Origin of the sequence: Pseudomonas sp. LAMO17WK12:I1 (genome assembly GCF_900177315.1) — a bacterium.
In the GTDB taxonomy this organism is placed as follows: domain Bacteria; phylum Pseudomonadota; class Gammaproteobacteria; order Pseudomonadales; family Pseudomonadaceae; genus Aquipseudomonas; species Aquipseudomonas marginalis.
Genome location: NZ_FWZV01000003.1, coordinates 175863 through 202635, shown reverse-complemented (window position 1 = coordinate 202635; position 26773 = coordinate 175863). Strand labels below are relative to the sequence as shown.

The following is a 26773-nucleotide window of genomic DNA, read 5'->3' as shown; positions in this document are numbered from 1 at the left end:
ACGCACCTTGGATGCGCCAAAATCATCGCCGACCTTTTTACTGCGAGCTCCGTGGCAGATCATAGGCCTTGGAGAACGCAGGCCAGTCGGATTAAACGGGCATCCTAGCCCGCTTCAAATAACGCCATGGCCTCGACATGCGCTGTCTGCGGAAACATGTCGAGGATCCCGGCACGTTTTAGCCGGTAGCCTTGCTTGACCAGCTCAACCGTGTCCCGCGCCAGCGTCGCCGGGTTACAGGACACATACACCAGGCGCTTGGCCCCCAGGGTGGCGAGCTTACGCACAACCTCTTGGGCACCATCGCGGGGTGGGTCCAAGAGTACCGCAGAAAAGCCCTGTTTGGCCCATTCCGCGTCAGTCAACGGCTGGGACAAATCGGCCTGAAAAAACTGCGCATTATGCAAATTGTGGCTGATGGCGTTCTGCGCAGCCCGGTCCACCATGGTCTGCACACCTTCCACCGCCACCACGTCGCGCACCCGTTTCGCCAGCGGCAAGGCAAAGTTGCCCAGGCCGCAGAACAGGTCCAGCACCCGCTCATCAGGCTGTGGCGCCAGCCAGTCCAGGGCCTGGGCCACCATCGCCTCGTTGACCCCGGCGTTGACCTGGACAAAATCCCCCGGTCGGTACGCCAACTCCAGGTCCCATGGGCCCAATCGGAAACCTAGTGACTGATCAGGCTCAATCGGTTCCGGCTGGCCTTCACCCTGCAGCCACAGCTGGGCGTCATGGAAGCTGCAGAATTCTTTCAGGATCAGCAGGTCCGCCTCTGACAACGGCGCCATATGCCGCAGCAACACGGCGACGGACGAGCCACTGAACAACTCCACATGCCCCAGGGCCTGAGGTTTGCTCAGGCGGCGCAGCATGTTCGGCAGGCGCTGCATGATCGGTTGCAAGGCCTGTACCAGCACCGGGCAATCATCGATGGCGACGATGTCCTGGCTGGCCACGGCGCGGAAACCCACCTCAAGCTTCTTCGCCTTGGCATCCCAGCGCACGGCCACCCGGGCGCGGCGCCGGTAAGCGAATTCCGGCCCACTCAATGGTGCGGCCCACTCCTGCGGTTCGACACCGGCCACGCGGGACAGTTGCTCGGCGAGCATGCGCTGTTTCAGGGCAAGTTGTTCGGCATGGGGCAAGTGCTGCACGCTGCAACCGCCACAGCGACCGAAGTGCGCGCACGGTGCCGGGCGACGCAGCTCGCTGGCCGTGAACACGCGCTCGGTGCGGGCCTCGACCACCTTGCCGTGGGTGCCCAACACCCGCGCTTCAACCTCTTCGCCGGCCAGCGCACCGTTGACAAACCAGGTGCGACCTTCAAAGAACACGATGCCGCGGCCGTCGTTGGCCAGGCGCTCGATGGCCAGGCGTTGCTTCTTGCCCACGGGAATCTGTGGGGCCCGGCTGCCGCCCGTCGGTTGGAAGCGCAGGCCTCTCTCGTGCTTGGCCATCAGTTGGGTTCGTCGAAAATGCCGGTCGACAAGTAACGGTCGCCTCGGTCACAGATGATCGCGACGATCACCGCGTTTTCCACTTCCTTGGACAAGCGCAACATACCCGCCACGGCGCCGCCGGACGACACGCCGCAGAAGATGCCTTCTTCACGCGCCAGGCGGCGGGTGGTGTCTTCGGCTTCACGCTGGGCCATGTCGATGATGCGGTCCACGCGGGTCGCGTTGTAGATCTTCGGCAAGTACTCTTCGGGCCAGCGACGAATGCCTGGGATCGCCGCGCCTTCCATCGGTTGCAGGCCGACGATCTGGATCGCCGGGTTCTGCTCCTTGAGGTAGCGCGAGTTGCCCATGATGGTGCCGGTGGTGCCCATGGAACTGACGAAATGGGTGATGGTGCCCTGGGTCTGGCGCCAGATTTCCGGACCGGTGGTGGTGTAGTGCGCTTCGGGGTTGTCCCCATTGGCGAACTGGTCCAGCACCTGGCCACGGCCTTCGGCGGCCATGCGCTCGGCGAGGTCGCGGGCGCCTTCCATGCCTTCTTCCTGGGTGACCAGCACCAACTCGGCGCCATAGGCGGTCATCGCCGCCTTGCGCTCGGCGCTGCCGTTGTCGGGCATGATCAGCACCATCTTGTAGCCCTTGATCGCGGCGGCCATGGCCAGGGCGATCCCGGTATTACCCGAGGTGGCTTCGATCAGGGTGTCGCCGGGCTTGATCTGCCCGCGCAGTTCGGCGCGGGTGATCATCGACAGCGCCGGGCGGTCTTTCACCGAGCCGGCCGGGTTGTTGCCTTCGAGCTTGAGCAACAGGGTATTGCTGGTTTCACCCGCCATGCGTTGCAAGCGGACCAGGGGCGTGTTGCCGACGCAATCGGCGATTGTAGGGTACTGCAAGGTCATGGCGTATTCGCAATCCAGACTGCGGGGGCGAACATCATACCGGGAAAGGTCGGCGGGCCATATCACGCAAAGTGCGGTGCTTATGGCTTAAAGGAATAAGCGAGGCGGTGGTGGCTGAGCGGGCGCCATCGGGAGCAAGCCCCCTCCCACACTGGACCGCATTCTCATGCTGGAACTCGATCGAATGTGGGAGGGGGCTTGCTCCCGATGGCCGCGCCTCGATATCCCGCCTAGCGCAAATGCCCATCGCCATGATTTCTCCGAAAGACCTCCTCCCCCATCGCCGCAATCTGCCCTTCGATCAATGCATCAAACGGCTTGAGCAACGGCTCGAACGACACTGGCGCCTCCAGCACCTGCAACGCCTGCACAATCGCCTCCACCGTCGACAACGCCCCCGGTCCGGGCGCCTTGCGCAGTCGATAGCGAGACACGGCGCCCTCGACCAGCGTGCCCCGTGGCAACGCCGCCAACACAGGATTGAGGTGCAGCAGTTTGCGCGCCTTGCGCCAGGTGCCGTCGGGCACTACCAGCAACAGCGGCTGATCGCCGGGTGCATAGGCTTGCAGCGGCTGTGCATCGTCAGCCGGAAACAACAGCCGCGCCTGATAGCCGGGCGGGTTCAACAGGGTCGGCAAGTCATCAAAGACCTCGCCCACCACCAACTGCGCATTGTTCAATCCCAACGCCGCCAGCCGCGCGGTATTGAGCGCATGGTTGACCTCACTCGGGTGCTGCAAAACAAGCACACGTGTGCGGCTGTCGAGGCTGGGAATCAGCGCGCACAGGCAATGGGCGGCGGGCCTGAGGCAGCGGGAACAGTGGGGTCGGGACATGGTTTTCAGGCCTGGTTGAGCTGCGCTTTGAGTAGATCGCGGAAGGTCTGGATCAGCGGTTCGCGGCTGCGGCCCCGGCGCATGATCATCGAGAACGGCGCCTGGTAGCCGAAGGTCGCCGGCAGCAATACGCGCAGGTCGCCCTTGTCGGCCCAGGCCTGGGCGTAGTGCTCGGGCAGGTAGCCGATGTAGGCACCGGAGAGCACCAGGATCAACTGCGCCTCCATACTTTCCACCGTCGCGGCGCTGTGCTTGAAGCCGTGGCGCGCCAGTTCGGCCTGGCTCCAGTAGCCGCGCCCGACCATGCGCTGCTGGGTGATCACCTGCTCGGGGATGCGTCGTTCGCTGAACAACGGATGGCGGGTGCTGCAATACAACCAGTGTTGCTCGCGGTACAGCGGCATGTAGATCAGCCCGCTCATGCGGTTGGAGAAGGCACCGATGGCCAGGTCCAGGCGGTTGTCCTGCACGCCGAGTTGCAGTTCGTAGGGGCTCATCACCGATAGATTCAGGTGCACCGCCGGGTGCTCCAGGCTGTAGGCGCCGATAACCTCGGCGAACGGCAAGGCCTTGTCGCTCACCGTGGAGTCGAGCACGCCGAGCTTGAGCGTCCCGCGCAGCTCGCCCTTGAGCGCGGCGGCATATTGTTCGAAGCCTTCCAGTTCGCCGAGCAGGCGCAAGGTTTCCTGGTGGAACAGCTCGCCTTTGCTGGTCAGGCTGAACCCACCCCGGCCGCGATGACACAGCACCAGGCCCAACGCACTTTCCAACTGGCTCATGTAGGTGCTGATGGCCGAGGTGGACAGGTTGAGTTCGTGCTGGGCATTGGCGAACCCCTGGTGGCGCACGACGCTGACGAAGATGCGCAGGAGTTTCAGGTCGGGCAAGGCGTTGGCCATGGTCGGCTCCGGGTGTAGATGTGGGCAGTCTACCCGCCCGCATTAGTTTAGAAAAACCTGAACTAAGTATTTGCCCCTGCCGATTCTTCCCCTCCTGCGCTTTTCGCAGAATCGGCCCCTGATAAACACAACAACGATGAGGCAATCCCGTGGACAAGATTTTCCACCAACCACTGGGCGGCAACGAAATGCCGCGCTTCGCCGGTATCGCCACCATGATGCGTCTTCCCCACCTGCAATCGGCCAAGGGCCTGGATGCGGCCTTTATCGGCGTACCCCTGGACATCGGCACCTCGCTGCGTGCCGGCACACGCTTCGGGCCCCGTGAAATCCGCGCCGAGTCGGTGATGATCCGCCCTTACAACATGGCCACCGGTGCCGCGCCGTTCGACTCGCTGTCGGTGGCGGACATTGGCGACGTGGCGATCAACACCTTCAACCTGCTGGACGCCGTGCGCATCATCGAAGAGGCCTACGATGAGATTCTCGAGCACAACGTGATCCCGATGACGTTGGGCGGCGACCACACCATCACCCTGCCGATCCTGCGGGCGATCCACAAGAAACACGGCAAGGTCGGGCTGGTGCACATCGATGCCCACGCCGACGTCAACGACCATATGTTCGGCGAGAAAATCGCCCACGGCACCACCTTCCGCCGCGCCGTGGAAGAAGGCCTGCTCGATTGCGACCGCGTGGTGCAGATCGGCCTGCGCGCCCAGGGCTATACCGCCGAAGACTTCAACTGGAGCCGCAAACAGGGCTTTCGCGTAGTACAGGCCGAAGAATGCTGGCACCACTCCCTCGCGCCACTGATGGCCGAGGTGCGGGAAAAAGTCGGCGGCGGCCCGGTGTACCTGAGCTTCGACATCGACGGCATCGACCCGGCCTGGGCGCCCGGCACCGGCACCCCGGAAATCGGCGGCCTGACCACCATCCAGGCAATCGAAATCATCCGTGGCTGCCAGGGCCTCGACCTGGTCGGTTGCGATCTGGTAGAAGTTTCGCCGCCCTACGACACCACCGGCAACACCTCGCTGCTGGGCGCCAACCTGCTGTACGAGATGCTCTGCGTACTGCCTGGCGTGGCGCACCGTTGATGAGCGTGCCGCAGGTATTGAAAGCCGCCGCCGACCTGGTGTCGGCCTTTGCACGCAACGACCGCGCCGCCTACTTCGGCGCGTTCACGGCCGATGCCAGCTTTGTGTTCTACACCCTCCCCCAGCCGCTGCTCAGTCGCGATGCCTACCAGGCGTTGTGGGACAGCTGGCGCCGGGATGAAGGATTTGAGGTGCTGTCCTGCACCTCAAGTAACGCCGTGGTCAGCCTGCAGGGTGACGTGGCGATATTTATCCATGACGTGGCCACCGAGCTGCGCATGAACGGGGAGCAATTCTTTAGCCAGGAACGCGAGACCATTGTCTTCAAACGCCAAGGATCTCGCACAGAACAACAAGAAGGCCCGTGGCTGGCCTGTCACGAACATTTGTCCGCTATGCCGGAAGGGCTGCCGCCCCCTTAGCCAATGTGATCGGAGCTGATCATGAATAATAAAAACAACGATAAAAGTATTCGCACAATAGAAACCAACGGGGTCGAACAGATCCCGGACAACGAACGTACCGCCACCCCCAAGGATCTGTTCCGCCTGATCTTCGGCGGCGCCAATACCTTTGCCACCGCCGTGCTCGGTTCCTTTCCCGTGTTGTTCGGCCTGTCGTTCCAGGCCGGCGTCTGGGCGATTGTGCTGGGCGTGCTGGTGGGTGCGTTGATCCTGGCGCCGATGGGTCTGTTCGGGCCGATCAATGGCACCAACAACGCGGTGTCTTCCGGTGCGCACTTCGGCGTGCACGGGCGGATTGTCGGCTCGTTTCTGTCATTACTGACGGCAATTGCCTTCTTCTCACTGTCGGTGTGGAGTTCAGGCGATGCGCTGGTCGGCGGTGCGAAACGGCTGATCGGCCTGCCGGAAACCGACCTGACCCTGGGCCTGGCCTACGGCGTATTCGCCATGCTTGTCCTGACGGTGTGCATCTACGGCTTTCGCTTCATGCTGTGGGTCAACCGCATTGCGGTCTGGGCGGCAAGCCTGCTGTTTCTGTTGGGCATCTTCGCGTTCGCGCCGACCTTCGACAGCCACTTCGCCGGCAGCGTAGCCCTGGGCCAGACCGGCTTCTGGGCGGCCTTTATCGGCGCGGCGCTGGTGGCCATGAGCAACCCGATTTCCTTCGGGGCGTTCCTGGGTGACTGGTCACGCTATATCCCACGTGAGACGCCGAAAATGCGCATCATGCTGGCGGTAGTCCTGGCACAGATCGCCACCTTGATCCCGTTCCTGTTCGGCCTGGCCACCGCCACCATCGTGGCGGTCAAGGCGCCGGACTACATCGCGGCCAACAACTACGTCGGCGGTCTGCTGGCGGTGGCACCGACCTGGTTCTTCCTGCCGGTGTGCCTGATCGCGGTAATTGGCGGCATGTCCACCGGCACCACTTCGCTGTATGGCACCGGGCTGGACATGTCCAGCGTGTTCCCGCGCCTGCTGTCGCGGGTCAAGGCCACGCTGCTGATCGGGGTGATGTCGATTGCCTTCATCTTTATCGGACGTTTCGCCGCCAACCTGGTGCAGAGCGTATCGACCTTCGCCGTGCTGATCATCACCTGCACCACGCCATGGATGGTGATGATGATCATCGGCCTGATCGTGCGTCGCGGCTTCTACTGTCCGGATGACCTGCAGGTGTTTACCCGGGGTGAAACCGGCGGCCGCTACTGGTTCAGCCATGGCTGGAACTGGCGCGGGCTGGGGGCCTGGATTCCGAGTGCGCTGGTGGGCCTGTGCTTCGTCAACTTGCCGGGGCAGTTTGTCGGGCCGCTGGGCAACCTGGCCGATGGCATCGATATCAGCCTGCCGGTGACGCTGGGGTTGGCGTCGGTGGTGTACCTGACGTTGTTGCGTGTGTTTCCGGAGCCGGCTTCGGTGTATGGCCCCAAGGGTCCGCTTCGCAGCCCTGCGGGAGCAAGCTCCGCTCCCACAACAAGTTCGCCTGTTACCTAAAACAATAATCGGAGACCCGCCGTCATGGCTTTGGATTTATTCGTCGTACTCATCTACGCCGCCGGCATGCTCGTGCTCGGCTATTACGGCATGCGCCGCGCCAGGACCCACGAAGACTACCTGGTAGCCGGTCGCAACCTGGGCCCGTCGCTGTACATGGGCACCATGGCCGCCACTGTACTGGGCGGTGCATCCACCGTCGGTACCGTGCGCCTGGGTTATGTGCATGGCATCTCCGGCTTCTGGCTGTGTGCGGCGTTGGGCATGGGGATCATCGCGCTGAACCTGTTCCTGGCCAAGCCGCTGCTCAAGCTGAAAATCTTCACCGTCACCCAGGTACTGGAAAAACGCTACAACCCCATGGCCCGCCAGGCGAGTGCGGTGATCATGCTGGCCTACGCGCTGATGATCGGCGTGACCTCGATCCTGGCCATCGGCACGGTGCTGCAAGTGCTGTTCGGCCTGCCGTTCTGGATTTCGGTGTTGCTGGGCGGTGGTGTGGTGGTGGTCTACTCGACCATCGGCGGCATGTGGTCCCTGACCCTCACCGACATCGTGCAGTTCGTGATCAAGACCGTCGGCCTGATGTTTATCCTGCTGCCGATCTGCCTGTACCGCGTCGGCGGTTGGGACGAACTCGTGGCCAAGCTGCCGGCATCGAGCTTCAGCTTCACCGCGATCGGCTGGGACACGATCATCACCTACTTCATGATCTACTTCTTCGGCATCCTGATCGGCCAGGACATCTGGCAGCGGGTGTTCACCGCCCGTGACGAAAAGGTCGCCAAGTACGCAGGCACTTTCGCGGGTTTCTACTGCATCCTTTACGGCCTCGCCTGTGCGCTGATCGGCATGGCGGCCCATGTGCTGATTCCGGACCTGGACAACGTCAACAACGCGTTCGCGGCCATCGTCAAAGTCTCGCTGCCGGACGGCATCCGCGGCCTGGTGATCGCGGCGGCACTGGCGGCGATGATGTCGACGGCCAGCGCCGGCTTGCTCGCCGCCTCCACCGTATTGACCGAAGACCTGCTGCCACGCCTGCGCCGCGGCAGACAATCGAGCCTGGCAATCAACCGCCTGTTCACGATGCTGACCGGTATCGTCGTGCTGGGCATCGCACTGGTGGTCAATGACGTAATCAGCGCCCTGACCCTGGCCTACAACCTGCTGGTGGGTGGCATGCTGATCCCGCTGATCGGCGCGATCTTCTGGAAGCGCGCGACCACGTCGGGGGCAATCACCTCCATGAGCCTGGGTTTTGTAACGGCGCTGGTGTTCATGTTCAAGGATGGCCTGGATGCGAACACGCCGATCTACTACAGCCTGGCAGTGGCGCTGGTGAGTTTTGTGCTGGTGAGTGTGTTGTCACGCCGGCCAGAGGCGGGGGTGGTTCGGGCGGTGTAAGCAATAACGAGGGTTGGAGCGGTTTCTTCAGCGGGTGCGACGTCGGATGTCGCACCCGTTTTTTATCATGAGTACATTGTGGAAACTGCGGGCGCCTTTGCCTGGATGATTTCCTCGACCAAGGAGGCCCACACCAATCCCTGGGTGGTGCCCCCGGCATACGTCCCGCCGGCGGCAATGCGGTTGTAGGCGGAGCAATAAACTATCGACAGTCCATCCGGAGTGCCAGGCCTGGCACATTCGATAATTTGCAAGTCGCCACTTTCGATCGCCCGGCGGTAAGACTTTGGAAAGTGACGAGAAACGGCTGCTTGACATGCCGTCAGTATCTGCTCCTTGTACGCAGGCGTGGAATCGGGAGGAACCTGCCCACCGGAGACAAGAATATAGTCCCCGTCCAGGCGGCAATTCATGACACCAATGGGCAGATCGTACTGCAGTTTGAGTCCGCGCATTCCGACAGCTTCACTACCAACAGCACGCATCTTAAAAAACCAGCCAATGATCGCGATGACTTCTTCTTCCTCTACCCCCATGGCAGTGACGACGACGTGTTCTCTGCTCAACTCAGCAATTTGGACAGGACTTAGATGCTGGGGTAGGAACTGAACCCCCGAGCGCGCCAAAAGCGCCACTATCTCATCCCTTAGCTGGACAAATTCCACATCGTAACCCGATACTTCAATAGCCCGAGCGATCCCTGGGACCCCATAACTTTTCTGGAATTGAAGGCGACTGATCTCTACAAGTTCACGTCCTGGCTTGCCACTCGGCCAAGGCCTTTTTTCAATATCGCGTTGCTCGTGGATCGCGGCTTCTACGCCACTAGCGTCGTCCATAAACGCTCGTACAATCCGCGACCGTGCAAACCGTGCTAACGATGGATTGTCGGCCAGAAACTTTTCAAACAGCTCAATGCCTGCACGATTGCACTCCACGGCCAGGTACTGGTTTCCAGGCATCAGATAAGCGTTGTCCAGCGGCTTTGCAGTCGTCTCCGTGGCTGAAAGGTGGCGCATGTTCACCTGCTTATGACTGGCGCCATCGCTCTGCTGATGTCCTCCGTAGACCGAGACCTGATAATTGGCCAGGCGGAACATCACGGCTTGGAGCAGGCCGTTGATGCCTCGACCGATGATCGATACGCGCGGCGCGCGGGCATCTGCCTGTTGCGCGGGGATCATCAATGAGTGGGCAAGTTTGCGCCGGACCAGGCAGCGCAAGGCGGTCAGGCTCAGTTGAATCGAGACGGCGTAGTCAAGGTCGCCGTGGCAGGCTTCAGTCATTGCCGCCTGGGTTGTCAGGGTCGCCGGCTTGCGCCACTTGGAGACACTGCAGCCGAGTGCCTGCGCGCGCACCCGAAATGCATCCAGTGTCCCAGGCCCGTAGTCCAATACAAGCTGGATAGCTTCAGCCGTTGCCAGGGCCCGTAAAGCGTCATCGCTGAAGACATCGGGCTTGGCGACGCAGACCAGGCGAGCCTGCCTGTGCAGGCACTGAATAAGGGCCCGATCAATGCGATGGGTGGACTCATCATTCAGGGATAAACAGATAGCGACGGCACGGGCCCCCTCCAGCACCTCGTGCCAGTCCACGCCAAAGGACACTCGGCTGTCGGAACAGGCTTTGCCGAGAGTGTCCGGCCTCTGACCATGTCGATCCAATACCTTGATCCGAACCTCCGGATCTCGATCAAGCAACAACTTGACCAGCTCCCTGCCCACGTTGCCGTATCCCAGCACACAGATGTCGCGCGGCAGGGAGCCATCAGCCAGTGTCAGCCAGCGCGCCATATAGGCGGCGACATGGGGCGCGTTGACCCCCGGCGTATTGACTACGCGGATGTCGTTGGAACCGCAAAGGTCCAGTCGCACCTTATCCAGGCTCGTACCTCTGCGGATCAAATGGAGGTCGCCAAACGGGTGGGATATGCGCCATTGGGCGATAACGTCTGCATCGATCGCCTGGTCCCCGACAATGATCGCCGATGGACTCAGGAGACCGATCTGAATGAGCAGATCGTGTTTGGTCAATGTCGGGGGGAAGAACACTACGTTGCTGGGTGCGTGAGCCTTCCAGGCTCTCGACACCGGTGCGAGATGCAGGATATTTCCGGTTATGGCGATGAGTGACGCGGCGACTGGCGGAATGGAAGAGAGCCTCATAGCTGTTTCTCCAACACTTCTGACGGACTGATGCCTCGCAGAGAGCCCTTCAATAAAGGGGGGGCGTTATTGGAAGGCCATTGAGAAACTCAACCTACGCTCATGGTTTGAATTGAATAAGCCAGCCACTTCTGATGAACAAGTAGCCTGATTCCGACACGTGAAGGTCAGAGGCCTGACTGACCTGCATGGATTCGGACTACTCGCCCAAGCTATCGAGGGACGACAGGGGTTCCTGAAAGCAGACGCTCGCATCCGAACGATTGTTCAGATCACTGGGGCGAGTGAGTGTTATGGCGTGAGGGTGCTATCGCGCAGGCCCGGGGCAAGGGTGACTGGGACGGCGAGAGGTATGACTGACGCTGGAAACGCTGTATGGACGCTGAGACGTAGGATGTCACGCCCGCTGGTTTTGCCTGGCGCAAAATAAACGGTGGGAGCGGGCTTACTCGCCCCCACCTTCAATCCTGCTTCAGCCAGAGATTATCTGCGGCGCGGACGACGCTGCTCGTCATCGGTACGAATCGGCACCGGTTGCAGGGGGGGCTCGATCAAGCCCAATGCAACGCCAAGGTCGTGGAGCCAGTTCTGGATTTTCTCTTTCATGGTTTGCCCCCTTTGAGGGAAATGCTGGTCGGCGCAAGTTCTGTCGCCTTTTCCTACATTGATAGTAGCCCTAAGTCCTACGTATTGCTTGAATGAAACCACAACGAACTGTTACTGAATTGATGCAAATCCTGACGGATCGCTCAAGCAATCGCACGTGCGTCTTGCAGGACCTCGGCCCTGCCCTCTTGCTGCAGGTCGATCCATGCGTTGAGGTTAGCGCCGAGCATACCCTTTCGCCACATCAGCCAGGTCGTCGCAGTGGCAAATTGCCCTGTCAGCGGATGAACGGACACGCTGTCCTTGCCCGGCAGGCTGTCGAGCATGGATTCGGACATCAGCGCCACACCTGAACCGGCGATGACACAGGCGAGCATGCCTTGATAAGACTCGATCTCAATCGCCCGCCCCATGGCGACGTGCTCGTGGGAAAACCAGGTTTCCAGGCGCGTGCGGTAGGCGCAACTGCGGCGAAAAGTGAACACCGAACGGCCGGCAACATCCTGCGGCCCGCGCACCGGTGGGTGGTCGGCTTCGCATATCAGCACCAGGCGTTCTTCGCACAGGGCCACACCGTCCAGGGAGGCAATCGTGATGGGCCCGTCCACAAATGCGGCGTCCAGGCGACCGGTGATCAACCCTTCGAGCAGTTCACCGCTGGGCGCCGACAGCACCTGGAGGTTCACCATCGGATACGCCTTGTGATAGCGCGCCAGCAGCTTCGGCAAATGCACTGCCGCCGTGCTGTACATGCTGCCCAGCACAAAATTGCCGGCCGGTTGCCCACCTTGCACGGCGCCATGGGCTTCATCATGCAGCGCCAGCAGACGAGTGCTGTAGTCCAGCAACACCTTGCCCGCCGGAGAAAGCTGCAAGCGCTGGCGTTCGCGCACGAACAATTCCACGCCAAGCTGTTCTTCCATCTGCTTGAGCCGGGTCGACAAGTTCGACGGCACTCGATGCAGGCGCTCGGCAGCGCGGGTAATGGAGCCCTCTTCCGCCACGGCCTGGAAGATGCGCAATTGACTGAACTCCATGACTTTCTCCAAAACTGAACAAGTTGCTCACTATTATTCATTTTTACAGAAAGTCAATCCGCTCTAGCCTGACGGTATTCGCTTACCCGCAGGACACCCGACCATGTCACCCCTCACCCGCTTACTCGCCAGCTTTATCGCCCTGATGATGGCCATGGGCATTGGCCGCTTCGCCCTTACCCCGCAAATGCCCCACTTGCTCAGTGAAGGCCAGATCGACCTGACCGGCGCCGGACTGATCGCAGCGGCCAATTACCTGGGCTACTTCGTGGGCGCGGTGGATTCGATTTTTGCGCGCAGCCATCACCATGTGCGGGGTCGCCTGTATGGCGGGCTCTGGTTGTGCGTGTTGCTGACCCTGGCGTCGTACTGGGCCCAGGGTTTCTGGCCTCACATGCTGTTGCGCTTCGGTACCGGCGTTGCAAGTGCCTGGGCATTGGTGATGATCACCAGCCTGAGCCAGCCGCTGGCGATTGCCGCCGGGCGTGCACGCCTCGGCGCCCTGGTGTTCGCCGGGCCGGGGCTGGGGATTGTGTTGACCGGGTTGCTGGCGCTGGGCTCCAACCTGTTGGGCCAGAGCTCAGCAACCTTGTGGCTGATCTATGCGGTAGTGGCGCTGGTGATGCTGCTGGCAATCTTGCCCTTCCTGCCACAGCCGTCCGCCGTCACTGCGCCTGTTGCAAGCCACGCCGACACGGCCAGCAACGGCAGCATTACTCACCTGTGCTGGATCTACGTGTTGTTCGGCCTGGGCTACATCATTCCGGCGACCTTCCTGTCACAGATGGCCAGCGCGCAATTCAACGGCGCCTGGCAGGCTGATCTGTTCTGGCCCTGCTTTGGTTTGGCCGCAGCGATTGGGGTAGTGGTCGCAAGCCTGCGTCCCAAGGACCCGGACACCACCCGCCGCTGGCTGATGACCACGTTGTGGCTGCAGGCGGCCGGGGTATTCGCCTGCCTGCTGGGTAACGGTTGGGGCCTGGCGCTGGGGGTGTTGCTGTGCGGCGGGCCGTTCCTGGCCTGCATGCAGTTGGTGATGGCGCGCCTGCGGGACGTTGCGCCCCACGGCTATCAGCGCAACACCGGGCTGCTGACCGCCAGCTTTGCCATCGGCCAATTGAGCGGGCCGTTGCTGGCGTCGGTGAGCAGTCACCTGAGCGGAGGCCTGCAACCGGCGTTGGTGATTGCCGGTGCAGGCCTGTCAGTGGCGGGAGGGGTGTTGGTCAGCCGGCGACCAACGGTGCCGGCGCACGAACCTGCTCACGCCGCGCCAACACCAGGAAAAACAGCCCACCCAGGAAGCAGCCGGTGAACCAGGCAAAGTTAGCCATGCCCTGCAACGCCGGCGTGAAGGTGATCGCAACACCTGCCAGGGTCGCGGGCACCAGCGCCTTGACCGCCGTCCAGTTCACACCGCCGTCGAAGTAATAGCGCCCGCTCGGGCTGTCATCGAACAGCGCGTCCACGTCGATCTTCTGCTTTTTGATCAGGTAGAAGTCCACCAGCAGAATCCCGAACAGCGGGCCGATAAAGGCCGCGAGGATATCCAGGGTGTAGTGGATCATCAGCGGGTTATTGAACAGGTTCCACGGGGTGATGAAAATCGACGCCACCGCGGCGATCATGCCGCCGGCGCGCCAGCTGATTTTGCTCGGTGCGACGTTGGCGAAGTCGAACGCCGGGGACACGAAGTTGGCGACGATGTTGATGCCGATGGTGGCAGTCACAAATGCAAAAGCGCCCAGCAGCACTGCCATGCTGTTATCAATGCGCGAGACGGTAGCGATCGGGTCATGGAGCATTTCGCCAAACACCGGCAAGGTGCCCGAGACGATCACCACGGTCACCAGGGAAAACGCCAGGAAGTTCACCGGCAGGCCCCAGAAATTGCCACGCCGCACGTCCTGCATGCTGCGGCAGTAACGGCTGAAATCACCGAAATTCAGGGTTGGCCCGGAAAAGTACGACACCACCAGCGCCGTCGCCACGATCACTTGCCCGAACGCCTGCCAGCCCGACAGGGATTTTTCCGCCAGGGTAAAGCTGATATTCGCCCACCCTGCCTTCCACACGATCCAGCCGGCCAGGGCAAACATCACCGCATAGACCACCGGCCCCGCCCAATCGATAAAGCGGCGGATGGACTCCATGCCGGCCCAGAACACGGCCGCCTGCAACACCCATAAACTGAGGAAACCAAACCAGCCCAGGTAAGACAGGCCGGCAAAATGCGGCTCTGCAAACACCGCCATCTGTGGGAAAAAGCGCAATACCACAATGATCAGGGCACTCGACGCCAGGTAGGTCTGAATCCCGTACCAGGCCACCGCAATCAAGCCGCGAATCACGGCGGGAATGTTCGCACCGAACACGCCAAACGCCAGCCGGCAGATTACTGGATAGGGCACGGCGGCCTGCTGGCTGGGCTTGGCCACCAGGTTGGCAATCAATTGCACAATGCAAATGCCTGCCAGCAAGGCAATCAACACCTGCCAACTGGCCAGCCCCAGGGCAAACAGACTGGCGGCGAACACATAGCCGCCCACGCTGTGCACGTCACTCATCCAGAAGGCAAAGATGTTGTACCAGGTCCACTTTTGCGGCAGCGGCCCCAGGTCCTGGTTGTACAGGCGGGGGCTGTAGCCTTTGGGCAATTGTTCGGTCATCGCGGGCTCCTCGTCATACCGGCCTGCGCTTCCGTCACGGGGGTGCATACGGAAGGCGGCACGGTTTGTATACGAGATAGTCAGCAGAATACGTGCCAATAGCACACAATCCCTCTGAAACCGCGTTCCAAAGGGCTACACAGAGCCTCAGTGACGGGGACTGCGCTCAGCAACGGTGCAGATTAATCCTGTACACAATCACTGGTGCACCCGATGTGCACACACGTACCCGACCGTGCAGCAGGCCGCTGTGAGGAAGGCGCCCCAGGCCATGTCCATCACCGCCAACCCGCCGGACCAGCCTTGCAGCGTGGCCCAGTTGCTCAGGTCATAGGTGCCGTAGGCCACCACGCCCAGCAACGCACCCAGTCGCGCCGCGCGTTGCCAGCTGGCACTGGGCAAGACCACGAACACCACGCAACCGAGGACATACAAGAGATAGAACAGCGCGGCGGGCAACAGGCGAGGCTGATCGAGCATCAGCGGGCCCAGCAGGGATTTGTAGGTCGGGCCCATAAGGACGCCAAGCCAGAGGCCGTCGAGGACCAGGAAGGCAAGCAAGGTGCCGAGGTAGGCAAAGACAGACTTCTTGGACATTCATGCAGCCTCTGTAGGAGCGAGCTTGCTCGCGAAAATATTCCAGGCGCATCACGGTGTCGGATGGACCTTTTTCGCGAGCACGCTCGCTCCTACAGAAGAGCAAACCGCACTCAGCTTAGTTCAATGCGATCCGCGTGAATCACGATCTGGCCCTGCTTGTAGAGTGCACCAATGGCTTTCTTGAAGTTGCCCTTGCTCACGCCAAACAAGTTGCTGATCACCGCCGGGTCGCTCTTGTCGCTGACCGGCAAACTGCCGTTGTTTTCACGCAACTTGGCGAGGATCTTCGAGTTGAGGCTGGACGCCGCTTCCTGGCCGACCGGTTGCAGGCTCAGGCTGATGTTGCCATCGGCGCGGATCTCTTTGATAAAGCCTTTCTCTTCCTTGCCCGGGCGCAGGAACTTGAACACTTCGTTCTTGTGGATCAGGCCCCAGTGCTTGTTGTTGATGATCGCCTTGAAGCCCATGTCGGTGGCTTCGGCGACCAGCAGGTCGACTTCCTGGCCCACGACGTAGTTGGCCGGCGTCTTGTCCAGGTAGCGGTCGAGGCGTGCGGTCGCGGTAATACGCTTGGTGTGTTTGTCGAGGTAGACATGCACCACGCAGTATTCACCGGCGGTCAGCTGACGTTTCTCTTCCGAATACGGCAGCAACAGATCCTTTGGCAAACCCCAGTCGAGGAACACGCCAATACTGTTGACTTCCACGACTTTCAAACTGGCAAATTCGCCGACTTGAACTTTCGGTTTTTCGGTAGTGGCGATAAGTTTGTCATCGCTGTCCAGATAAATGAAAACGTTAAGCCAGTCTTCATCTTCACTGGGAATATCTTTGGGGATATACCGATTAGGCAAGAGGATTTCGCCATCTTGCGCCCCATCGAGGTACAAACCAAAGTTAGTGTGTTTAACCACTTGCAAGCTGTTGTAGCGCCCGACTAAAGCCATTTCCAATACCCTCATTGCGTGGGCGGCATTCTACCCGAGTTGCCCTCGCCGCGCGCGCGCGCCTGAAAAATCGCGGGTTTGCCTGGCGTTCCAGTGGCAGCGCCCCGCTCGTCCGATCATTCGGCTGAATTTTTCCACGCCACCGTTGCCGGCTCAGCCCGTGGTTTCGAGTTAAAACAGTAAGTTAGGGGTTTATTTCAAAGATGAACTTTGGCTGTTTTCCGCCGCCGCGCTTATTCCCGGGGGATATTTACCAAGCAATTGTCAAGTATTTCCTGTACGATGCCTGGCCAAGTTAATTTTCTACAGGTTAGTGGCCGCCATGCGTGTAAAAGCATCCAACAGCAAAGCAAAGCCAGCTCCCGCCGTTGAAACCAGCGAATCGATCAACAGCCAGATTGCTGCTTTCCTCAAGTCCGGTGGCGAAATCCAGCAAATTGCCAAGGGCGTGAGCGGCCAGACTTTCGGCCCGTCCAAGCAGATCAGCCTGGGTAAAAAGTAATACCGCGCAGCACATCTGGTCCCTAAGCGTCTTGCCTTCAAGGCGCTAGGACTAGAGCCCGAAATACCCTCTCGCGTCATCTTCAGAACGTGCAAATCGACGAACGGGCCTCACCTCCTGGCATTCGCCGGTATGCTTGCACACGTCTAGCACGGGCATCTGCCCTATTTTTCCGTTACTGCTCCTCGCTTTTCATGGAGTGAAGCATGCTTAAACGCTGCATTTTCGTGGCCAGTATCCTGGCGGCCAGCCCTCTCGCCGAAGCGCAGATTTTCCAGCGTGAACTGGGTGACTTCGACCTGAAACTGGGCACCACCCCCAGCCGCAGCATGGCCCAGGGCCTGGTCAAGCCGACCTCGCCGGGCAGTGACTCGTTCCATGGCGGGCTGGACCTGAGCCATGACAGCGGCCTGTACTTCGGCCAGTTTTCGCCGAACATGGGCCTGTCCTCGGCCAGCACCCTCGAAGTCGACTCCTACATGGGGTTCAAACACCCCTTCGACCAGACCCTGGGCTACGAAGTCGGCCTGATCCACTACAGCTACCCCAAGCTCAGCCCCCTCGACAGCCAGGAGTTCTACGGCGGTCTGAATCTACTCGGCAATCGTTTCGGCGCTTCCTTCAGCAACGACCCGGACCGCCAGGACAGCACGCTGTTCGCCGACCTCGGCGGTACCCAGCCCTTCGGCATCGGCGTCAGCATGAAATACACCACCCATCAGCTGGGCACGCCGGCTTCGGTAGAGGGCGGCACCATCAGCAGCTTCAGCGACTGGTCGGTACAGTTCTCCCGCGCCTGGAAAGGCATCGACCTGGACCTGATCTACAGCGACTCCAGCCTCAGCGGTGGCGATTGTTCGGCCTACTCCGGACACAATTCGCAATGCGATGGCCTGTTGACCCTGAAGGCGGTGCGGTCGTTTTATTGATGGGCTGAACTGTCGCGTGCGCCGCGGGTTCACATGCATTGACTCCCCTCTGCGCAAGGACACGCCCATGCTGCGTCGGCTCAAACTGCTGGTGGTATTCCTGACCCTGAGCCTGGTGCTCGCCGGCTGCAACCGCGTGGGCCTGGCCTACCGCAACCTGGACGTGATCATCCCCTGGACCCTCAACGACTACCTGGACATGAACGCCGGGCAGAAGAGCTGGTTCAACGACAAGCTCAAGGACCACCTGGCCTGGCACTGCACCACACAATTGCCGGGTTACCTCGACTGGCTCGACCGCCTGCAAGCAATGGTCGAGAGCAACCAGGTCACCGATGCAGCGCTGCAAACCCGCACGGTTGAGGCCAAGCAGGCGATTGCCGAGGTGGCGCGGGAAATCACCCCGTCGGCGATTGAATTGTTACAAGGGCTGGATGACCAGCAGGTCAACGACATGAACGACGCCCTGGCCAAGGACCTGCGCAAACGCCAGGACGAATACCTCAAGCCGCCGCTGGCCAAGCAGATCCAGGACCGCGCCGAGCGTATGAGCAAGCGTCTGGATGCGTGGATGGGGCCACTGAGCGATAGCCAGAAGAACCGGGTAATGGCCTGGTCCATCAGCCTGGGCGAGCAGAACGAGCAGTGGATCGGCAACCGTGCCCACTGGCAGGCACAATTCATCGACGCCGTGCAGCAACGCCACAGCGCCGATTTCCCGCAGAAAATCCAGCAACTGCTGGTGGACCGCGAAAGCCTGTGGACACCGGAGTATCGCGCGGCGTATGCCCAGACCGAAGCCGCTGCACGCAGCTTGATCGTCGACGTCATGGCCGACAGCAGCGTGCCGCAACGGCTGAAACTCACCCAGAAAATCGACAAGGTCCGCAGTGACTTCCAGGCGCTCAAATGCCTGAAAAGCGCGCAGTCCTAATTGGGCGCCAGGGTGCCCAACCAGGCCACCAGCGCGAGGACCAGGACCCCGGCCCCCATCTCCAGCACCATGCTGCGCCGTAGCGCAGCCATGGCAGCGACATAATCACCGGCCGCCACGGAGCGTTGCAGAAGCGGCGTCAGGTGGAAACGATTGAGCGCCGCCAGCCCCAGCATCAGGCCAAACAGTCCCAGTTTCAGGCACAACAGGATCGCGTAGACACCGCCGGTAAGGCCGTCCAGATTCAGCCCGACCACCAACAGATAGTTGGCCACCCCGGTGCCGATCAGCACCGCTACAAATCCCGCCCCCACATGCTCGAACCCCTTCAGCGCCCTTGCCAGCACCCGAACGTGATAAGCGTCGTGCATAGACGTGCGCCTCGACAACAACCCGAACGCCGCCAACGCCCCGACCCAGCCACCCGCTGCCAACAGATGCGCGCCGTCGCTGAGGATGTGCCACACACCCTGCGTGCCTTCATGCATCACGCCGTGCCCGGTCCACGCCAGCGTCACCAACGCGGCGGCACCCGACAAAGTGGCCAATGGCAGGCGGGGGCCAAGCGCAGCCACCACCAGCGCCCCCATCCGTAGCCACCACGTCACGCCCAGGTCGGTCTGCCAGAGCATCATGTGCAGATGCGGCCACAGCGTCTGCCAATCCGTCGCGCCACTCATGGCCTGGGTCAGCGTCAACAGCGACGCCATCGACAGCACTATCCCGACGCCAGCCGTCAGCCGCAGCAGGCCCCTCAAATTCAGCAGCACGCGCTCCGGCGCCTTGAGCCCGTAAAGACCAAAGAGCCCCAGGCCAAACAACAGCATCAGGTCAAGATAGAGCGCGAAACGCAGTGTGACTTGGGTCAGTTCGCTCATGGCTGGACGCTGAACACCACGTTACCGGTAATCGGGTGCGTGTCGGATGACACTGCGCGCCAATCGACCCGGTAGGTGCCGGTAGCCAGTGCAGAAGCCGGCTTGATCAGCATCACCCTGGGGTCGGTGCTCGCCGCGACACTGGCCTTGATGGGCATCGGCGAATTGGGCATGCCGGGCATATCGGTCATGGTCAGCCTGGCTCCGGAAAACTGCGTCAGCAGGTTCTCCGAAAAGCGCAGTTCAATGACGGCCGGCGCGGCACCTTGGGCCCCGGCTGGAGGGAGGGAGGACAACAGTTTCGGATGGGCCGAGGCCGGCAGGCTGATCATCAATCCGACCCACAGCGCCCCCCCCGTTAACGCGGTTTTCAACATCGACATGCAAGGCTCCAGGCCGCTCAAGGCGGCGAGTTATAGGAATAAGAAACCGGTTAAAACCAAAGGCGCACACCGACCACCCAGCGCAGTTGGCTGATGTCCTCGTCTTCGTCGCGAGCGTATTGCGCCGTCCGCCCATAGCTGCGGTTCCAACTCACACCCACGTAAGGCGCCAACTCCCGGCGCACCTCGTAGCGCAAGCGCAGGCCCAGCTCGCTTTCCGACAGGCCTGCGCCCACCCGGCGTTGCGGATCGTTCTGCGCATAAAAATTGAGTTCGGCCGTCGGCTGAAGGATCAGGCGATTGGTCAGCAGGATGTCGTAGTCACCTTCCAGGCGTGCCGCGGTGTGGCCCGACTCGCCCACAAACAGCGTCGCCTCGGCCTCGAAGTTGTAGAGCGCCATGCCCTGCAGGCCGAACGCGGCCCAGGTCTGGCTGTCCCCGGGCTTGAAGTCCTGGCGCACGCCGCCAACCAGGTCCCACCAAGGGCTGATGGCGTGCCCCCACAACGCCTGGGCTTCGGCGCTGTCAGTGCGACCGGCGCTGCGCTCGCCTTCGCTGCGCAGCCACAGACGGTCGATGTCACCACCGACCCAACCCTTGATGTCCCAGTTCAGCGCACCACCGCCACCGCCGCCTTGCCATTCCAGCTGGTTGACCAGCAGCATTGAGTTGATGCCGCTGTCATGCACCACATGCCCGCCCGGCGCGTTATACACAGCGGCGCGATCAGCGTCGGTGAGCAGCGGGATCGGCGTACGGCTTTCGCTCAGCGCCGGAACCGCCGGGCTCATGCCTTGAAACTCCTCGGCCTGCGCCAGCGAGCCGAATGCCCACCCGGCCAGCGCGATACACACCGATAAAACCCGACGGCTCATGCTCGCGTCCTCATTCATGTACGCGCACTTCACGGAACATGCCCATTTCCATGTGGTACAGCAGGTGGCAGTGATAGGCCCAACGCCCCAGGGCATCGGCGGTCACGCGGTAACTGCGGCGCGAGCCCGGCGGCATGTCGATGGTGTGCTTGCGGACCTGGAACTGGCCGTTTTCATCCTCCAGGTCGCTCCACAGGCCGTGCAGGTGAATCGGGTGGCTCATCATCGTGTCGTTGACCAGCACCAGCCGGACGCGCTCGCCATAGGTCAGTTGCAAGGGCTCGGCATCGGAGAACTTCACGCCATTGAATGACCAGGCGAACTTCTCCATATGCCCGGTGAGGTGCAATTCAAGGGTGCGCGCGGGGTCGCGGCCATCGGGGTCCTCAAAGGTGCTGTGCAGGTCGGCGTAGGTCAGCACTCGCCGACCGTTGTTGCGCAGGCCGATACCGGGATCGTCGAGCTTGGGCACCGGGCTCATCGCCTGCATGTCCACCAAAGGGTTGTTCTGCTCTCTGGCCGGGTGGCTCTGCATCGACATCGCGCCCATCCCACTGTGATCCATGCCCGCCATATCCGGCATGTCCGCCATGGCGCCGTGATCCATCCCACCCATGCCCATGTCGTCCATGGTGAGCCAGGGGCGCGGCTCAAGTGCCGGTACGGGGGCCGTCGCCCCCGCCTGGCGGGCAAGCGTGCCACGGGCATAACCCGTGCGGTCCATGGACTGGGCAAACAGCGTGTAGGCCGCTGCCGTGGGCTCCACCAGCACATCGAAGGTTTCGGCGACCGCAATGCGGAACTCATCGACGCTGACCGACTTGACCGGCTGGCCATCGGCGGCGATGACGGTCATCTTCAGCCCCGGGATGCGCACATCGAAATAGGTCATCGCCGAACCGTTGATAAAGCGCAGGCGTATTTTCTCCCCGGCTTCAAACACCCCGGTCCAGTTGAGGCCGGGGGGCTGGCCGTTGAGCAGGTAGGTGTAGGTCTGGCCGCTGACGTCCGCGAGGTCGGTAGGGTTCATCTTCATCTGCGCCCACATCAGCCGGTCGCTGACGGTGGCCGACCAGCCCTGCTTGCCCACATCCCGTGCGAAATCGCCCACGGTGGGCTTATGCAGGTTGTAGTAATCGGACTGCTTCTTGAGGGTCTTCATCAGGGCGACGGGGTCTTCGTCGGTCCAGTCCGAGAGCATCACCACGTAGTCGCGCTGGCAGGTGAAGGGCTCGGGCTCCAACGGCTCGATGACCAGCGGGCCGTACACCCCCTGCTGCTCCTGGAACCCGGAGTGGCTGTGGTACCAGTAAGTGCCGTGCTGTCTGACCTTGAACTGATAGACAAACACGCCACCCGCCTCGATGCCCTTGAAACTCAGGCCGGGCACGCCGTCCATGGTCGACGGCAACAAGATGCCGTGCCAGTGGATCGACGTCGGCTCGCTGAGGCGGTTGTGCACGCGCAGGGTCACGGTGTCGCCCTCACGCCAGCGCAGCAACGGGCCGGGCAGGCTGCCATTGATGGTCAACGCGGTGCGCTGTTGACCCGTGAGATTGACCGGCGTCTGCTCGATAAACAGAGCGAATTCGCTGCCCGCCAGCACCGTGGGCTCGCCCGCACTTGTCAGCGCCCATACCGGCGTGCGCCATAGCCCGAGCCCGCCCAGCAGGCCGCCGGCGGCCAGGCCTTTGACGAAGGTTCGTCTGGAGGTAGTAGAGTGCATGCCGATTCAAGTCCGTCAGTTGAATGGCAGCAGATTAGGGGTCGCCGGCTGTCAGCAACCTTAGCGGCAGATTACCGATCCGACAGTTTCGGCGTGCCCGGCACCGCCTGGGTGCCGGGGCATGGAGGGGTCAGGCAATCTGTGCCTTGGACGCCACCTCAGCGAAGGTCGCCGGATCCAACGCATCGGCCTGCTCATCCAGCACCTGGCGCGGGTGATCGTTGCCCGGGATGGAGCTGTCGATCAGCGCCAACAGCTGCGCGCCCAGGGCGGTCAGAATGAAATTCTCTCCGTTACCGCCTTCTTCCTCAGGCCGCGACTCGATAAACCCACGCTTGAACAACAGCGCTTCATAGTCCGCGGCGGTCTTTTTAAGCGCATCCAGGTTACCGGTGGACTCGCCCGCAGTGGCCTTCTCGGCCGCTTCCTGCTCGGCGTATTTGCGTGGGGCAAAGCTGCCCTCGCCGTTCTGCACTTCATGCAGCAGACGTTCGATCAGATCCCAGTTGTAAGTCGTCATCCTGATTCCTCCTGCAGGCCTAAGGAAAGTAGCCCGTCTGTAGGAGTGACCCTGTGGGTCTGTGGCCGTTCATACCAACCGACGGGCGTCATTTCTCTGAACTTTCCAGACGTTCGCCCCCTCAACTGAGCATCACCGCCAAGGAGGTCCGACCATGAAAACCCTGATGAACCTGGCCATCGCCGCCACGTTGCTCACCGCCCTGCCTGCCTGGGCCTGCACGCCGGAGGAGGCCACGGCCAAGCGCGAGCAACTGGCCCAGGAAGTGGCCAAACTCACCGAGCAGAACCCGACCAAGGCCAAGGAGATGAATGACGAGCTGCAGAAGATGGACCTGGATACTGAAAGCGCGGAGTTCCCCGACAAGTGCCAGTTGATCGACGCCCGGCTCAAGGAATTGAAAGAAGCGGCGGCCAAGGCGAACAACTGAGGTTAAAAAAAACCGGACAACGTCCGGTTTTTTCACATCCCCCACGCCTTACTCGGCAGCGGGTGCTTCTGGCTTGCGACGCTTGAGCGGCGCCATGCCATCCTTGCTGACGAGCGACAGGTTGTCGGTCTTCGGCCGGTTGGCGATCTTGCGCTTGGTCGGCGACTTGGCACCGGCCTTTTTCTTCTCGCCCTTGGCGTCGGTTTTTTTCTTCTTCACGCCAACGGCCTTGCCCGACGCCTTGACCTTCTTCGGCCCGGTGTAGGTGCCTTTGACTTCCTTGATGGTGCGGCGCTCGAACGACTGCTTGAGGTAGCGCTCGATGCTCGACATCAGGTTCCAGTCGCCGTGGCAGATCAGCGAGATCGCCAGGCCATCGTTGCCCGCACGCCCGGTACGGCCGATACGGTGCACGTATTCGTCGCCGCTGCGGGGCATGTCGAAGTTGATGACCATGTCCAGGCCGTCCACGTCCAGGCCGCGCGCGGCGACGTCGGTGGCGACCAGGATCTTCACGCCGCCGGCCTTGAGGCGGTCGATCGCCAGTTTGCGGTCCTTCTGGTCTTTCTCGCCGTGCAGCACGAACGCCTTGTAGTCCTGGGCCACCAGGCGGCCGTAGATGCGGTCGGCGGCAGCGCGGGTGTTGGTGAACACGATGGCCTTCTGATAGGTCTCGTTGGCCAGCAACCAGTTGAGGATCTGTTCCTTGTGCACGTTGTGGTCAGCGGTGACGATCTGCTGGCGCGTGGTGGCGTTCAGGTCGCTGACGTTGTTGACCTGCAGGTGCTCAGGGTTGTTCAGGACCTTGGCGACCATCTCGCGCAGGGTCGAACCACCGGTGGTGGCGGAGAACAGCATGGTCTGCTGGCGGTTCACGCATTCAGCCACCAGGCGCTGCACGTCGTCGGCAAAGCCCATGTCGAGCATGCGGTCGGCTTCGTCGAGCACCAGCACCTCGACTTCCTTGAGGTCAAGGTTACCGGCGTTGAGTTGCTCGATCATGCGCCCAGGCGTGCCGATCAGGATGTCCGGCACCTTGCGCAGCATGGCGGCCTGGACCTTGAAGTCTTCGCCACCGGTGATCAGGCCGGACTTGATGAAGGTGAACTGCGAGAAGCGCTCGACTTCCTTCAAGGTCTGCTGGGCCAGCTCGCGGGTCGGCAGCAGGATCAGGGTCTTGATGCTGACGCGGACCTTGGCCGGGCCGATCAGGCGGTTAAGAATCGGCAGCACGAAAGCGGCGGTCTTGCCACTCCCGGTTTGAGCCGTCACCCGCAGGTCACGCCCTTCGAGCGCGAGCGGGATGGCCGCTGCCTGCACAGGCGTAGGCTCGACAAATTTAAGCTCGGCCACGGCTTTGAGCAGGCGTTCGTGCAGGGCGAATTGGGAAAACACGGGTGCTACCTCGAAGAAATACAAAAAATCAGCTGCATAGGGTACCGGTTTCGGGCGTCCAAACCGAGTGTCTTTACGCGAACGGCGCTAATCAGTTGCTTTTTTGTCAGAGCATTTGTCCACGGCATCAACTTTGTTGCACTTAAATGCTCTAATCGCGCCGTCTTGTCTTACAGAAGAATCGGTTTCATCCATGGATATCAAACAGCTCTGGCTCAACGTCCAAGACCTCTGGGGCACCCTCGACGAACACCCGCTGCTGCATGCCAGCCTCGGTTTCCTGGTGTTGCTGGTGGTGGCCCTGCTGCTCGGACGGGTGGCGCGTTACCTCATCCTGCACGCCGTCAAATTGCTCGGCCGGCAACCGGCGCTGCACTGGCTCAACGACCTGCGGCACAACAAAGTCTTCCACCGCCTGGCGCAGATGACGCCTTCGCTGGTGATCCAGTTCGGCCTGTACCTGGTGCCGGACCTGAGCAAGACCGCCATCCTGTTTATCGGCAACGTGGCCCTGGCCCTGACCATCCTGTTCCTGATGCTGGCCATGAGCGCCCTGCTCAACGCCCTGCTGGACATCTATGCGCGCACCGAACACGCGCGTACCCGCTCGATCAAGGGCTACGTGCAGTTGGCGAAGATGGTGCTGTACGTGTTTGGCGCGATCATCATCGTCGCGACCCTGATTGACCGTTCGCCACTGTTACTGCTGTCGGGCCTGGGTGCGATGTCGGCGGTGATCCTGTTGGTCTACAAGGACACGCTGTTGTCGTTCGTCGCCAGCGTGCAATTGACCAGCAACGACATGCTGCGTGTCGGCGACTGGATCGAAATGCCCCAGGTCGGCGCCGACGGCGATGTGGTGGACATCACCCTGCACACGGTCAAGGTGCAGAACTTCGACAAGACCATCGTCTCCATCCCGACCTGGCGCCTGATGTCCGAATCGTTCAAGAACTGGCGCGGCATGCAGGCCTCGGGTGGGCGACGCATCAAGCGCAGCCTGTTTATCGATGCCAGCGGCGTGCGCTTTTTGCGTGACGATGAAGAAGTACGCATGACTCAGGTGCACCTGCTCACCGACTACATCGGGCGCAAGCAGGCCGAACTCAAGGCCTGGAACGAAACCCAGGGCAATGTGGCGGCGATGTCGGCCAACCGTCGACGGATGACCAACCTCGGCACCTTCCGCGCGTATGCCCTGGCCTACCTCAAAAGCCATCCGGACATCCAGCCGAACATGACCTGCATGGTGCGCCAGATGCAAACCACCGCCGAGGGCGTGCCGCTGGAGATCTACTGCTTTACCCGCACCACCGCGTGGGCCGATTACGAGCGGATCCAGGGGGATATTTTCGACTACCTGCTGGCCGTGTTGCCGGAGTTCGGATTGAACCTGTACCAGCAACCCAGTGGCACCGACTTGCGCACCGGGATACTGGCCCTGGCAGGCACTGCCCGAACCTTGGAAACCCCGGAGTAGTGACAACGATATCGACGAGGGGCTGGGAAGCGCCTCGTCGCTATCTATATAGGACGATGGGCGCAACCGTATTCATCTAAACACGACCGATAAAAGCCAGCATCTATCTATAGCCGCTGCTGCCGATTATTCAACGGGCCC

Annotated in this window: 26 protein-coding genes; 10 read left to right on the top strand and 16 right to left on the bottom strand. The window is 61.4% G+C overall.

The features are described 5' to 3' along the window. Window positions 1–104: 104 nt before the first annotated feature. The 4 genes from rlmD to B9N88_RS06020 all read right to left on the bottom strand — a co-directional run bounded on the left by rlmD (window position 105) and on the right by B9N88_RS06020 (window position 4094). The gene (gene rlmD, locus B9N88_RS06035; protein WP_027603790.1) at window positions 105–1457 is read right to left on the bottom strand and encodes a 23S rRNA (uracil(1939)-C(5))-methyltransferase RlmD; all 1353 of its coding nucleotides are present in this window, start codon (window positions 1455–1457) and stop codon (window positions 105–107) included. Beyond that, on the bottom strand, window positions 1457–2359 hold the full coding sequence (cysM, locus tag B9N88_RS06030) for a cysteine synthase CysM (RefSeq protein WP_015885254.1): 903 nt from the start codon (window positions 2357–2359) through the stop codon (window positions 1457–1459). The genes rlmD and cysM overlap by 1 nt, the downstream gene beginning before the upstream one ends. A gap of 230 nt (window positions 2360–2589) precedes the next feature. Further along, window positions 2590–3195 carry a tRNA-uridine aminocarboxypropyltransferase gene (locus B9N88_RS06025; protein ID WP_027603789.1) on the bottom strand — a complete coding sequence of 202 codons (606 nt, stop codon included), beginning with the start codon at window positions 3193–3195 and terminating at the stop codon, window positions 2590–2592. A gap of 5 nt (window positions 3196–3200) precedes the next feature. Then, entirely contained in the window at window positions 3201–4094 is an 894-nt protein-coding gene (locus B9N88_RS06020) for a LysR family transcriptional regulator (protein WP_027603788.1), read from the bottom strand. Window positions 4095–4243: 149 nt separating this feature from the next. Between B9N88_RS06020 and speB the strand changes: the two genes are divergently transcribed. From speB to B9N88_RS06000, 4 genes are read left to right on the top strand one after another with little or no spacing between them, the layout of a single operon-like run. After that, window positions 4244–5194 carry an agmatinase gene (gene speB, locus B9N88_RS06015; protein WP_027603787.1) on the top strand — a complete coding sequence of 317 codons (951 nt, stop codon included), beginning with the start codon at window positions 4244–4246 and terminating at the stop codon, window positions 5192–5194. Further along, entirely contained in the window at window positions 5194–5616 is a 423-nt protein-coding gene (locus tag B9N88_RS06010; protein WP_027603786.1) for a YybH family protein, read from the top strand. The genes speB and B9N88_RS06010 overlap by 1 nt, the downstream gene beginning before the upstream one ends. Window positions 5617–5637: 21 nt before the next feature. Further along, complete coding sequence (locus B9N88_RS06005; protein WP_027603785.1) at window positions 5638–7152, top strand: purine-cytosine permease family protein; 1515 nt, start codon at window positions 5638–5640, stop codon at window positions 7150–7152. A 24-nt stretch (window positions 7153–7176) separates the two neighbouring features. Beyond that, on the top strand, window positions 7177–8559 hold the full coding sequence (locus B9N88_RS06000; protein WP_027603784.1) for a sodium:solute symporter family protein: 1383 nt from the start codon (window positions 7177–7179) through the stop codon (window positions 8557–8559). 65 nt (window positions 8560–8624) lie between these two features. Here B9N88_RS06000 and B9N88_RS05995 read toward each other — a convergent pair whose 3' ends face one another. The 3 genes from B9N88_RS05995 to B9N88_RS05990 all read right to left on the bottom strand — a co-directional run bounded on the left by B9N88_RS05995 (window position 8625) and on the right by B9N88_RS05990 (window position 12367). Continuing rightward, complete coding sequence (locus B9N88_RS05995; RefSeq protein ID WP_027603783.1) at window positions 8625–10724, bottom strand: NAD(P)-dependent oxidoreductase; 2100 nt, start codon at window positions 10722–10724, stop codon at window positions 8625–8627. A 483-nt stretch (window positions 10725–11207) separates the two neighbouring features. Next, a complete protein-coding gene (locus tag B9N88_RS32860; protein WP_003193089.1) occupies window positions 11208–11330 on the bottom strand; it encodes a PA1414 family protein in 123 nt (40 codons plus the stop codon). A gap of 143 nt (window positions 11331–11473) precedes the next feature. Further along, complete coding sequence (locus B9N88_RS05990) at window positions 11474–12367, bottom strand: putrescine utilization regulator PtrR (RefSeq protein WP_027603782.1); 894 nt, start codon at window positions 12365–12367, stop codon at window positions 11474–11476. Window positions 12368–12470: 103 nt separating this feature from the next. Here B9N88_RS05990 and B9N88_RS05985 point away from each other — a divergent pair, with 103 nt between their 5' ends. After that, complete coding sequence (locus B9N88_RS05985; RefSeq protein ID WP_027603781.1) at window positions 12471–13679, top strand: MFS transporter; 1209 nt, start codon at window positions 12471–12473, stop codon at window positions 13677–13679. On the opposite strand, the gene B9N88_RS05980 is transcribed toward B9N88_RS05985, so the two are convergent. The 3 genes from B9N88_RS05980 to B9N88_RS05970 all read right to left on the bottom strand — a co-directional run bounded on the left by B9N88_RS05980 (window position 13591) and on the right by B9N88_RS05970 (window position 16580). Then, window positions 13591–15033 (bottom strand): NCS1 family nucleobase:cation symporter-1, encoded by a 1443-nt coding sequence (locus B9N88_RS05980; protein ID WP_027603780.1) that lies wholly within the window; start codon window positions 15031–15033, stop codon window positions 13591–13593. The genes B9N88_RS05985 and B9N88_RS05980 overlap by 89 nt on opposite strands. A 198-nt stretch (window positions 15034–15231) precedes the next feature. Then, window positions 15232–15630, bottom strand: coding sequence for a DUF2177 family protein (locus tag B9N88_RS05975; RefSeq protein ID WP_027603779.1), 399 nt, complete (start codon window positions 15628–15630; stop codon window positions 15232–15234). A gap of 113 nt (window positions 15631–15743) precedes the next feature. Next, window positions 15744–16580 carry a CvfB family protein gene (locus B9N88_RS05970; RefSeq protein WP_027603778.1) on the bottom strand — a complete coding sequence of 279 codons (837 nt, stop codon included), beginning with the start codon at window positions 16578–16580 and terminating at the stop codon, window positions 15744–15746. Between the two features lie 322 nt (window positions 16581–16902). Between B9N88_RS05970 and B9N88_RS05965 the strand changes: the two genes are divergently transcribed. From B9N88_RS05965 to B9N88_RS05955, 3 genes are all read left to right on the top strand, one after another. Beyond that, window positions 16903–17082 (top strand): hypothetical protein, encoded by a 180-nt coding sequence (locus tag B9N88_RS05965; RefSeq protein WP_003193095.1) that lies wholly within the window; start codon window positions 16903–16905, stop codon window positions 17080–17082. 206 nt (window positions 17083–17288) lie between these two features. Beyond that, window positions 17289–18011, top strand: a complete 723-nt coding sequence (locus tag B9N88_RS05960; protein ID WP_027603777.1) for a TorF family putative porin — start codon at window positions 17289–17291, stop codon at window positions 18009–18011. 67 nt (window positions 18012–18078) lie between these two features. After that, window positions 18079–18945, top strand: a complete 867-nt coding sequence (locus B9N88_RS05955; protein ID WP_027603776.1) for a DUF6279 family lipoprotein — start codon at window positions 18079–18081, stop codon at window positions 18943–18945. Here the strand turns inward: B9N88_RS05955 and copD are convergent. The 5 genes from copD to B9N88_RS05930 form a co-directional block, all read right to left on the bottom strand. Then, window positions 18942–19823 carry a copper homeostasis membrane protein CopD gene (gene copD, locus B9N88_RS05950; protein ID WP_027603775.1) on the bottom strand — a complete coding sequence of 294 codons (882 nt, stop codon included), beginning with the start codon at window positions 19821–19823 and terminating at the stop codon, window positions 18942–18944. The genes B9N88_RS05955 and copD overlap by 4 nt on opposite strands. Further along, window positions 19820–20206 (bottom strand): copper homeostasis periplasmic binding protein CopC, encoded by a 387-nt coding sequence (copC, locus tag B9N88_RS05945; protein WP_027603774.1) that lies wholly within the window; start codon window positions 20204–20206, stop codon window positions 19820–19822. The genes copD and copC overlap by 4 nt, the downstream gene beginning before the upstream one ends. Before the next feature lie 50 nt (window positions 20207–20256). Next, on the bottom strand, window positions 20257–21081 hold the full coding sequence (locus B9N88_RS05940) for a copper resistance protein B (protein ID WP_027603773.1): 825 nt from the start codon (window positions 21079–21081) through the stop codon (window positions 20257–20259). 10 nt (window positions 21082–21091) lie between these two features. Then, entirely contained in the window at window positions 21092–22807 is a 1716-nt protein-coding gene (locus tag B9N88_RS05935; RefSeq protein ID WP_027603772.1) for a copper resistance system multicopper oxidase, read from the bottom strand. 130 nt (window positions 22808–22937) lie between these two features. Further along, the gene (locus tag B9N88_RS05930; RefSeq protein WP_017134854.1) at window positions 22938–23327 is read right to left on the bottom strand and encodes a hypothetical protein; all 390 of its coding nucleotides are present in this window, start codon (window positions 23325–23327) and stop codon (window positions 22938–22940) included. 154 nt (window positions 23328–23481) lie between these two features. Between B9N88_RS05930 and B9N88_RS05925 the strand changes: the two genes are divergently transcribed. Then, a complete protein-coding gene (locus tag B9N88_RS05925; RefSeq protein WP_027603771.1) occupies window positions 23482–23757 on the top strand; it encodes a hypothetical protein in 276 nt (91 codons plus the stop codon). A 48-nt stretch (window positions 23758–23805) separates the two neighbouring features. On the opposite strand, the gene B9N88_RS05920 is transcribed toward B9N88_RS05925, so the two are convergent. Then, window positions 23806–25152, bottom strand: coding sequence for a DEAD/DEAH box helicase (locus B9N88_RS05920; RefSeq protein WP_027603770.1), 1347 nt, complete (start codon window positions 25150–25152; stop codon window positions 23806–23808). A 193-nt stretch (window positions 25153–25345) separates the two neighbouring features. Between B9N88_RS05920 and B9N88_RS05915 the strand changes: the two genes are divergently transcribed. Further along, window positions 25346–26632 (top strand): mechanosensitive ion channel family protein, encoded by a 1287-nt coding sequence (locus B9N88_RS05915; protein ID WP_027603769.1) that lies wholly within the window; start codon window positions 25346–25348, stop codon window positions 26630–26632. The last annotated feature ends 141 nt before the right edge of the window (window positions 26633–26773 follow it).

What these genes read in the sequence shown, in the direction of transcription:
- rlmD (WP_027603790.1), bottom strand. Translation starts at nt 1,457, where the DNA reads ATGGCCAAGCACGAGAGAGGCCTGCGCTTCCAACCGACGGGCGGCAGC.
- cysM (WP_015885254.1), bottom strand. Translation starts at nt 2,359, where the DNA reads ATGACCTTGCAGTACCCTACAATCGCCGATTGCGTCGGCAACACGCCC.
- B9N88_RS06025 (WP_027603789.1), bottom strand. Translation starts at nt 3,195, where the DNA reads ATGTCCCGACCCCACTGTTCCCGCTGCCTCAGGCCCGCCGCCCATTGC.
- B9N88_RS06020 (WP_027603788.1), bottom strand. Translation starts at nt 4,094, where the DNA reads ATGGCCAACGCCTTGCCCGACCTGAAACTCCTGCGCATCTTCGTCAGC.
- B9N88_RS06010 (WP_027603786.1), top strand. Translation starts at nt 5,194, where the DNA reads ATGAGCGTGCCGCAGGTATTGAAAGCCGCCGCCGACCTGGTGTCGGCC.
- B9N88_RS06005 (WP_027603785.1), top strand. Translation starts at nt 5,638, where the DNA reads ATGAATAATAAAAACAACGATAAAAGTATTCGCACAATAGAAACCAAC.
- B9N88_RS06000 (WP_027603784.1), top strand. Translation starts at nt 7,177, where the DNA reads ATGGCTTTGGATTTATTCGTCGTACTCATCTACGCCGCCGGCATGCTC.
- B9N88_RS05995 (WP_027603783.1), bottom strand. Translation starts at nt 10,724, where the DNA reads ATGAGGCTCTCTTCCATTCCGCCAGTCGCCGCGTCACTCATCGCCATA.
- B9N88_RS32860 (WP_003193089.1), bottom strand. Translation starts at nt 11,330, where the DNA reads ATGAAAGAGAAAATCCAGAACTGGCTCCACGACCTTGGCGTTGCATTG.
- B9N88_RS05990 (WP_027603782.1), bottom strand. Translation starts at nt 12,367, where the DNA reads ATGGAGTTCAGTCAATTGCGCATCTTCCAGGCCGTGGCGGAAGAGGGC.
- B9N88_RS05985 (WP_027603781.1), top strand. Translation starts at nt 12,471, where the DNA reads ATGTCACCCCTCACCCGCTTACTCGCCAGCTTTATCGCCCTGATGATG.
- B9N88_RS05980 (WP_027603780.1), bottom strand. Translation starts at nt 15,033, where the DNA reads ATGACCGAACAATTGCCCAAAGGCTACAGCCCCCGCCTGTACAACCAG.
- B9N88_RS05975 (WP_027603779.1), bottom strand. Translation starts at nt 15,630, where the DNA reads ATGTCCAAGAAGTCTGTCTTTGCCTACCTCGGCACCTTGCTTGCCTTC.
- B9N88_RS05970 (WP_027603778.1), bottom strand. Translation starts at nt 16,580, where the DNA reads ATGGCTTTAGTCGGGCGCTACAACAGCTTGCAAGTGGTTAAACACACT.
- B9N88_RS05965 (WP_003193095.1), top strand. Translation starts at nt 16,903, where the DNA reads ATGCGTGTAAAAGCATCCAACAGCAAAGCAAAGCCAGCTCCCGCCGTT.
- B9N88_RS05960 (WP_027603777.1), top strand. Translation starts at nt 17,289, where the DNA reads ATGCTTAAACGCTGCATTTTCGTGGCCAGTATCCTGGCGGCCAGCCCT.
- B9N88_RS05955 (WP_027603776.1), top strand. Translation starts at nt 18,079, where the DNA reads ATGCTGCGTCGGCTCAAACTGCTGGTGGTATTCCTGACCCTGAGCCTG.
- copD (WP_027603775.1), bottom strand. Translation starts at nt 19,823, where the DNA reads ATGAGCGAACTGACCCAAGTCACACTGCGTTTCGCGCTCTATCTTGAC.
- copC (WP_027603774.1), bottom strand. Translation starts at nt 20,206, where the DNA reads ATGTCGATGTTGAAAACCGCGTTAACGGGGGGGGCGCTGTGGGTCGGA.
- B9N88_RS05940 (WP_027603773.1), bottom strand. Translation starts at nt 21,081, where the DNA reads ATGAGCCGTCGGGTTTTATCGGTGTGTATCGCGCTGGCCGGGTGGGCA.
- B9N88_RS05935 (WP_027603772.1), bottom strand. Translation starts at nt 22,807, where the DNA reads ATGCACTCTACTACCTCCAGACGAACCTTCGTCAAAGGCCTGGCCGCC.
- B9N88_RS05930 (WP_017134854.1), bottom strand. Translation starts at nt 23,327, where the DNA reads ATGACGACTTACAACTGGGATCTGATCGAACGTCTGCTGCATGAAGTG.
- B9N88_RS05925 (WP_027603771.1), top strand. Translation starts at nt 23,482, where the DNA reads ATGAAAACCCTGATGAACCTGGCCATCGCCGCCACGTTGCTCACCGCC.
- B9N88_RS05915 (WP_027603769.1), top strand. Translation starts at nt 25,346, where the DNA reads ATGGATATCAAACAGCTCTGGCTCAACGTCCAAGACCTCTGGGGCACC.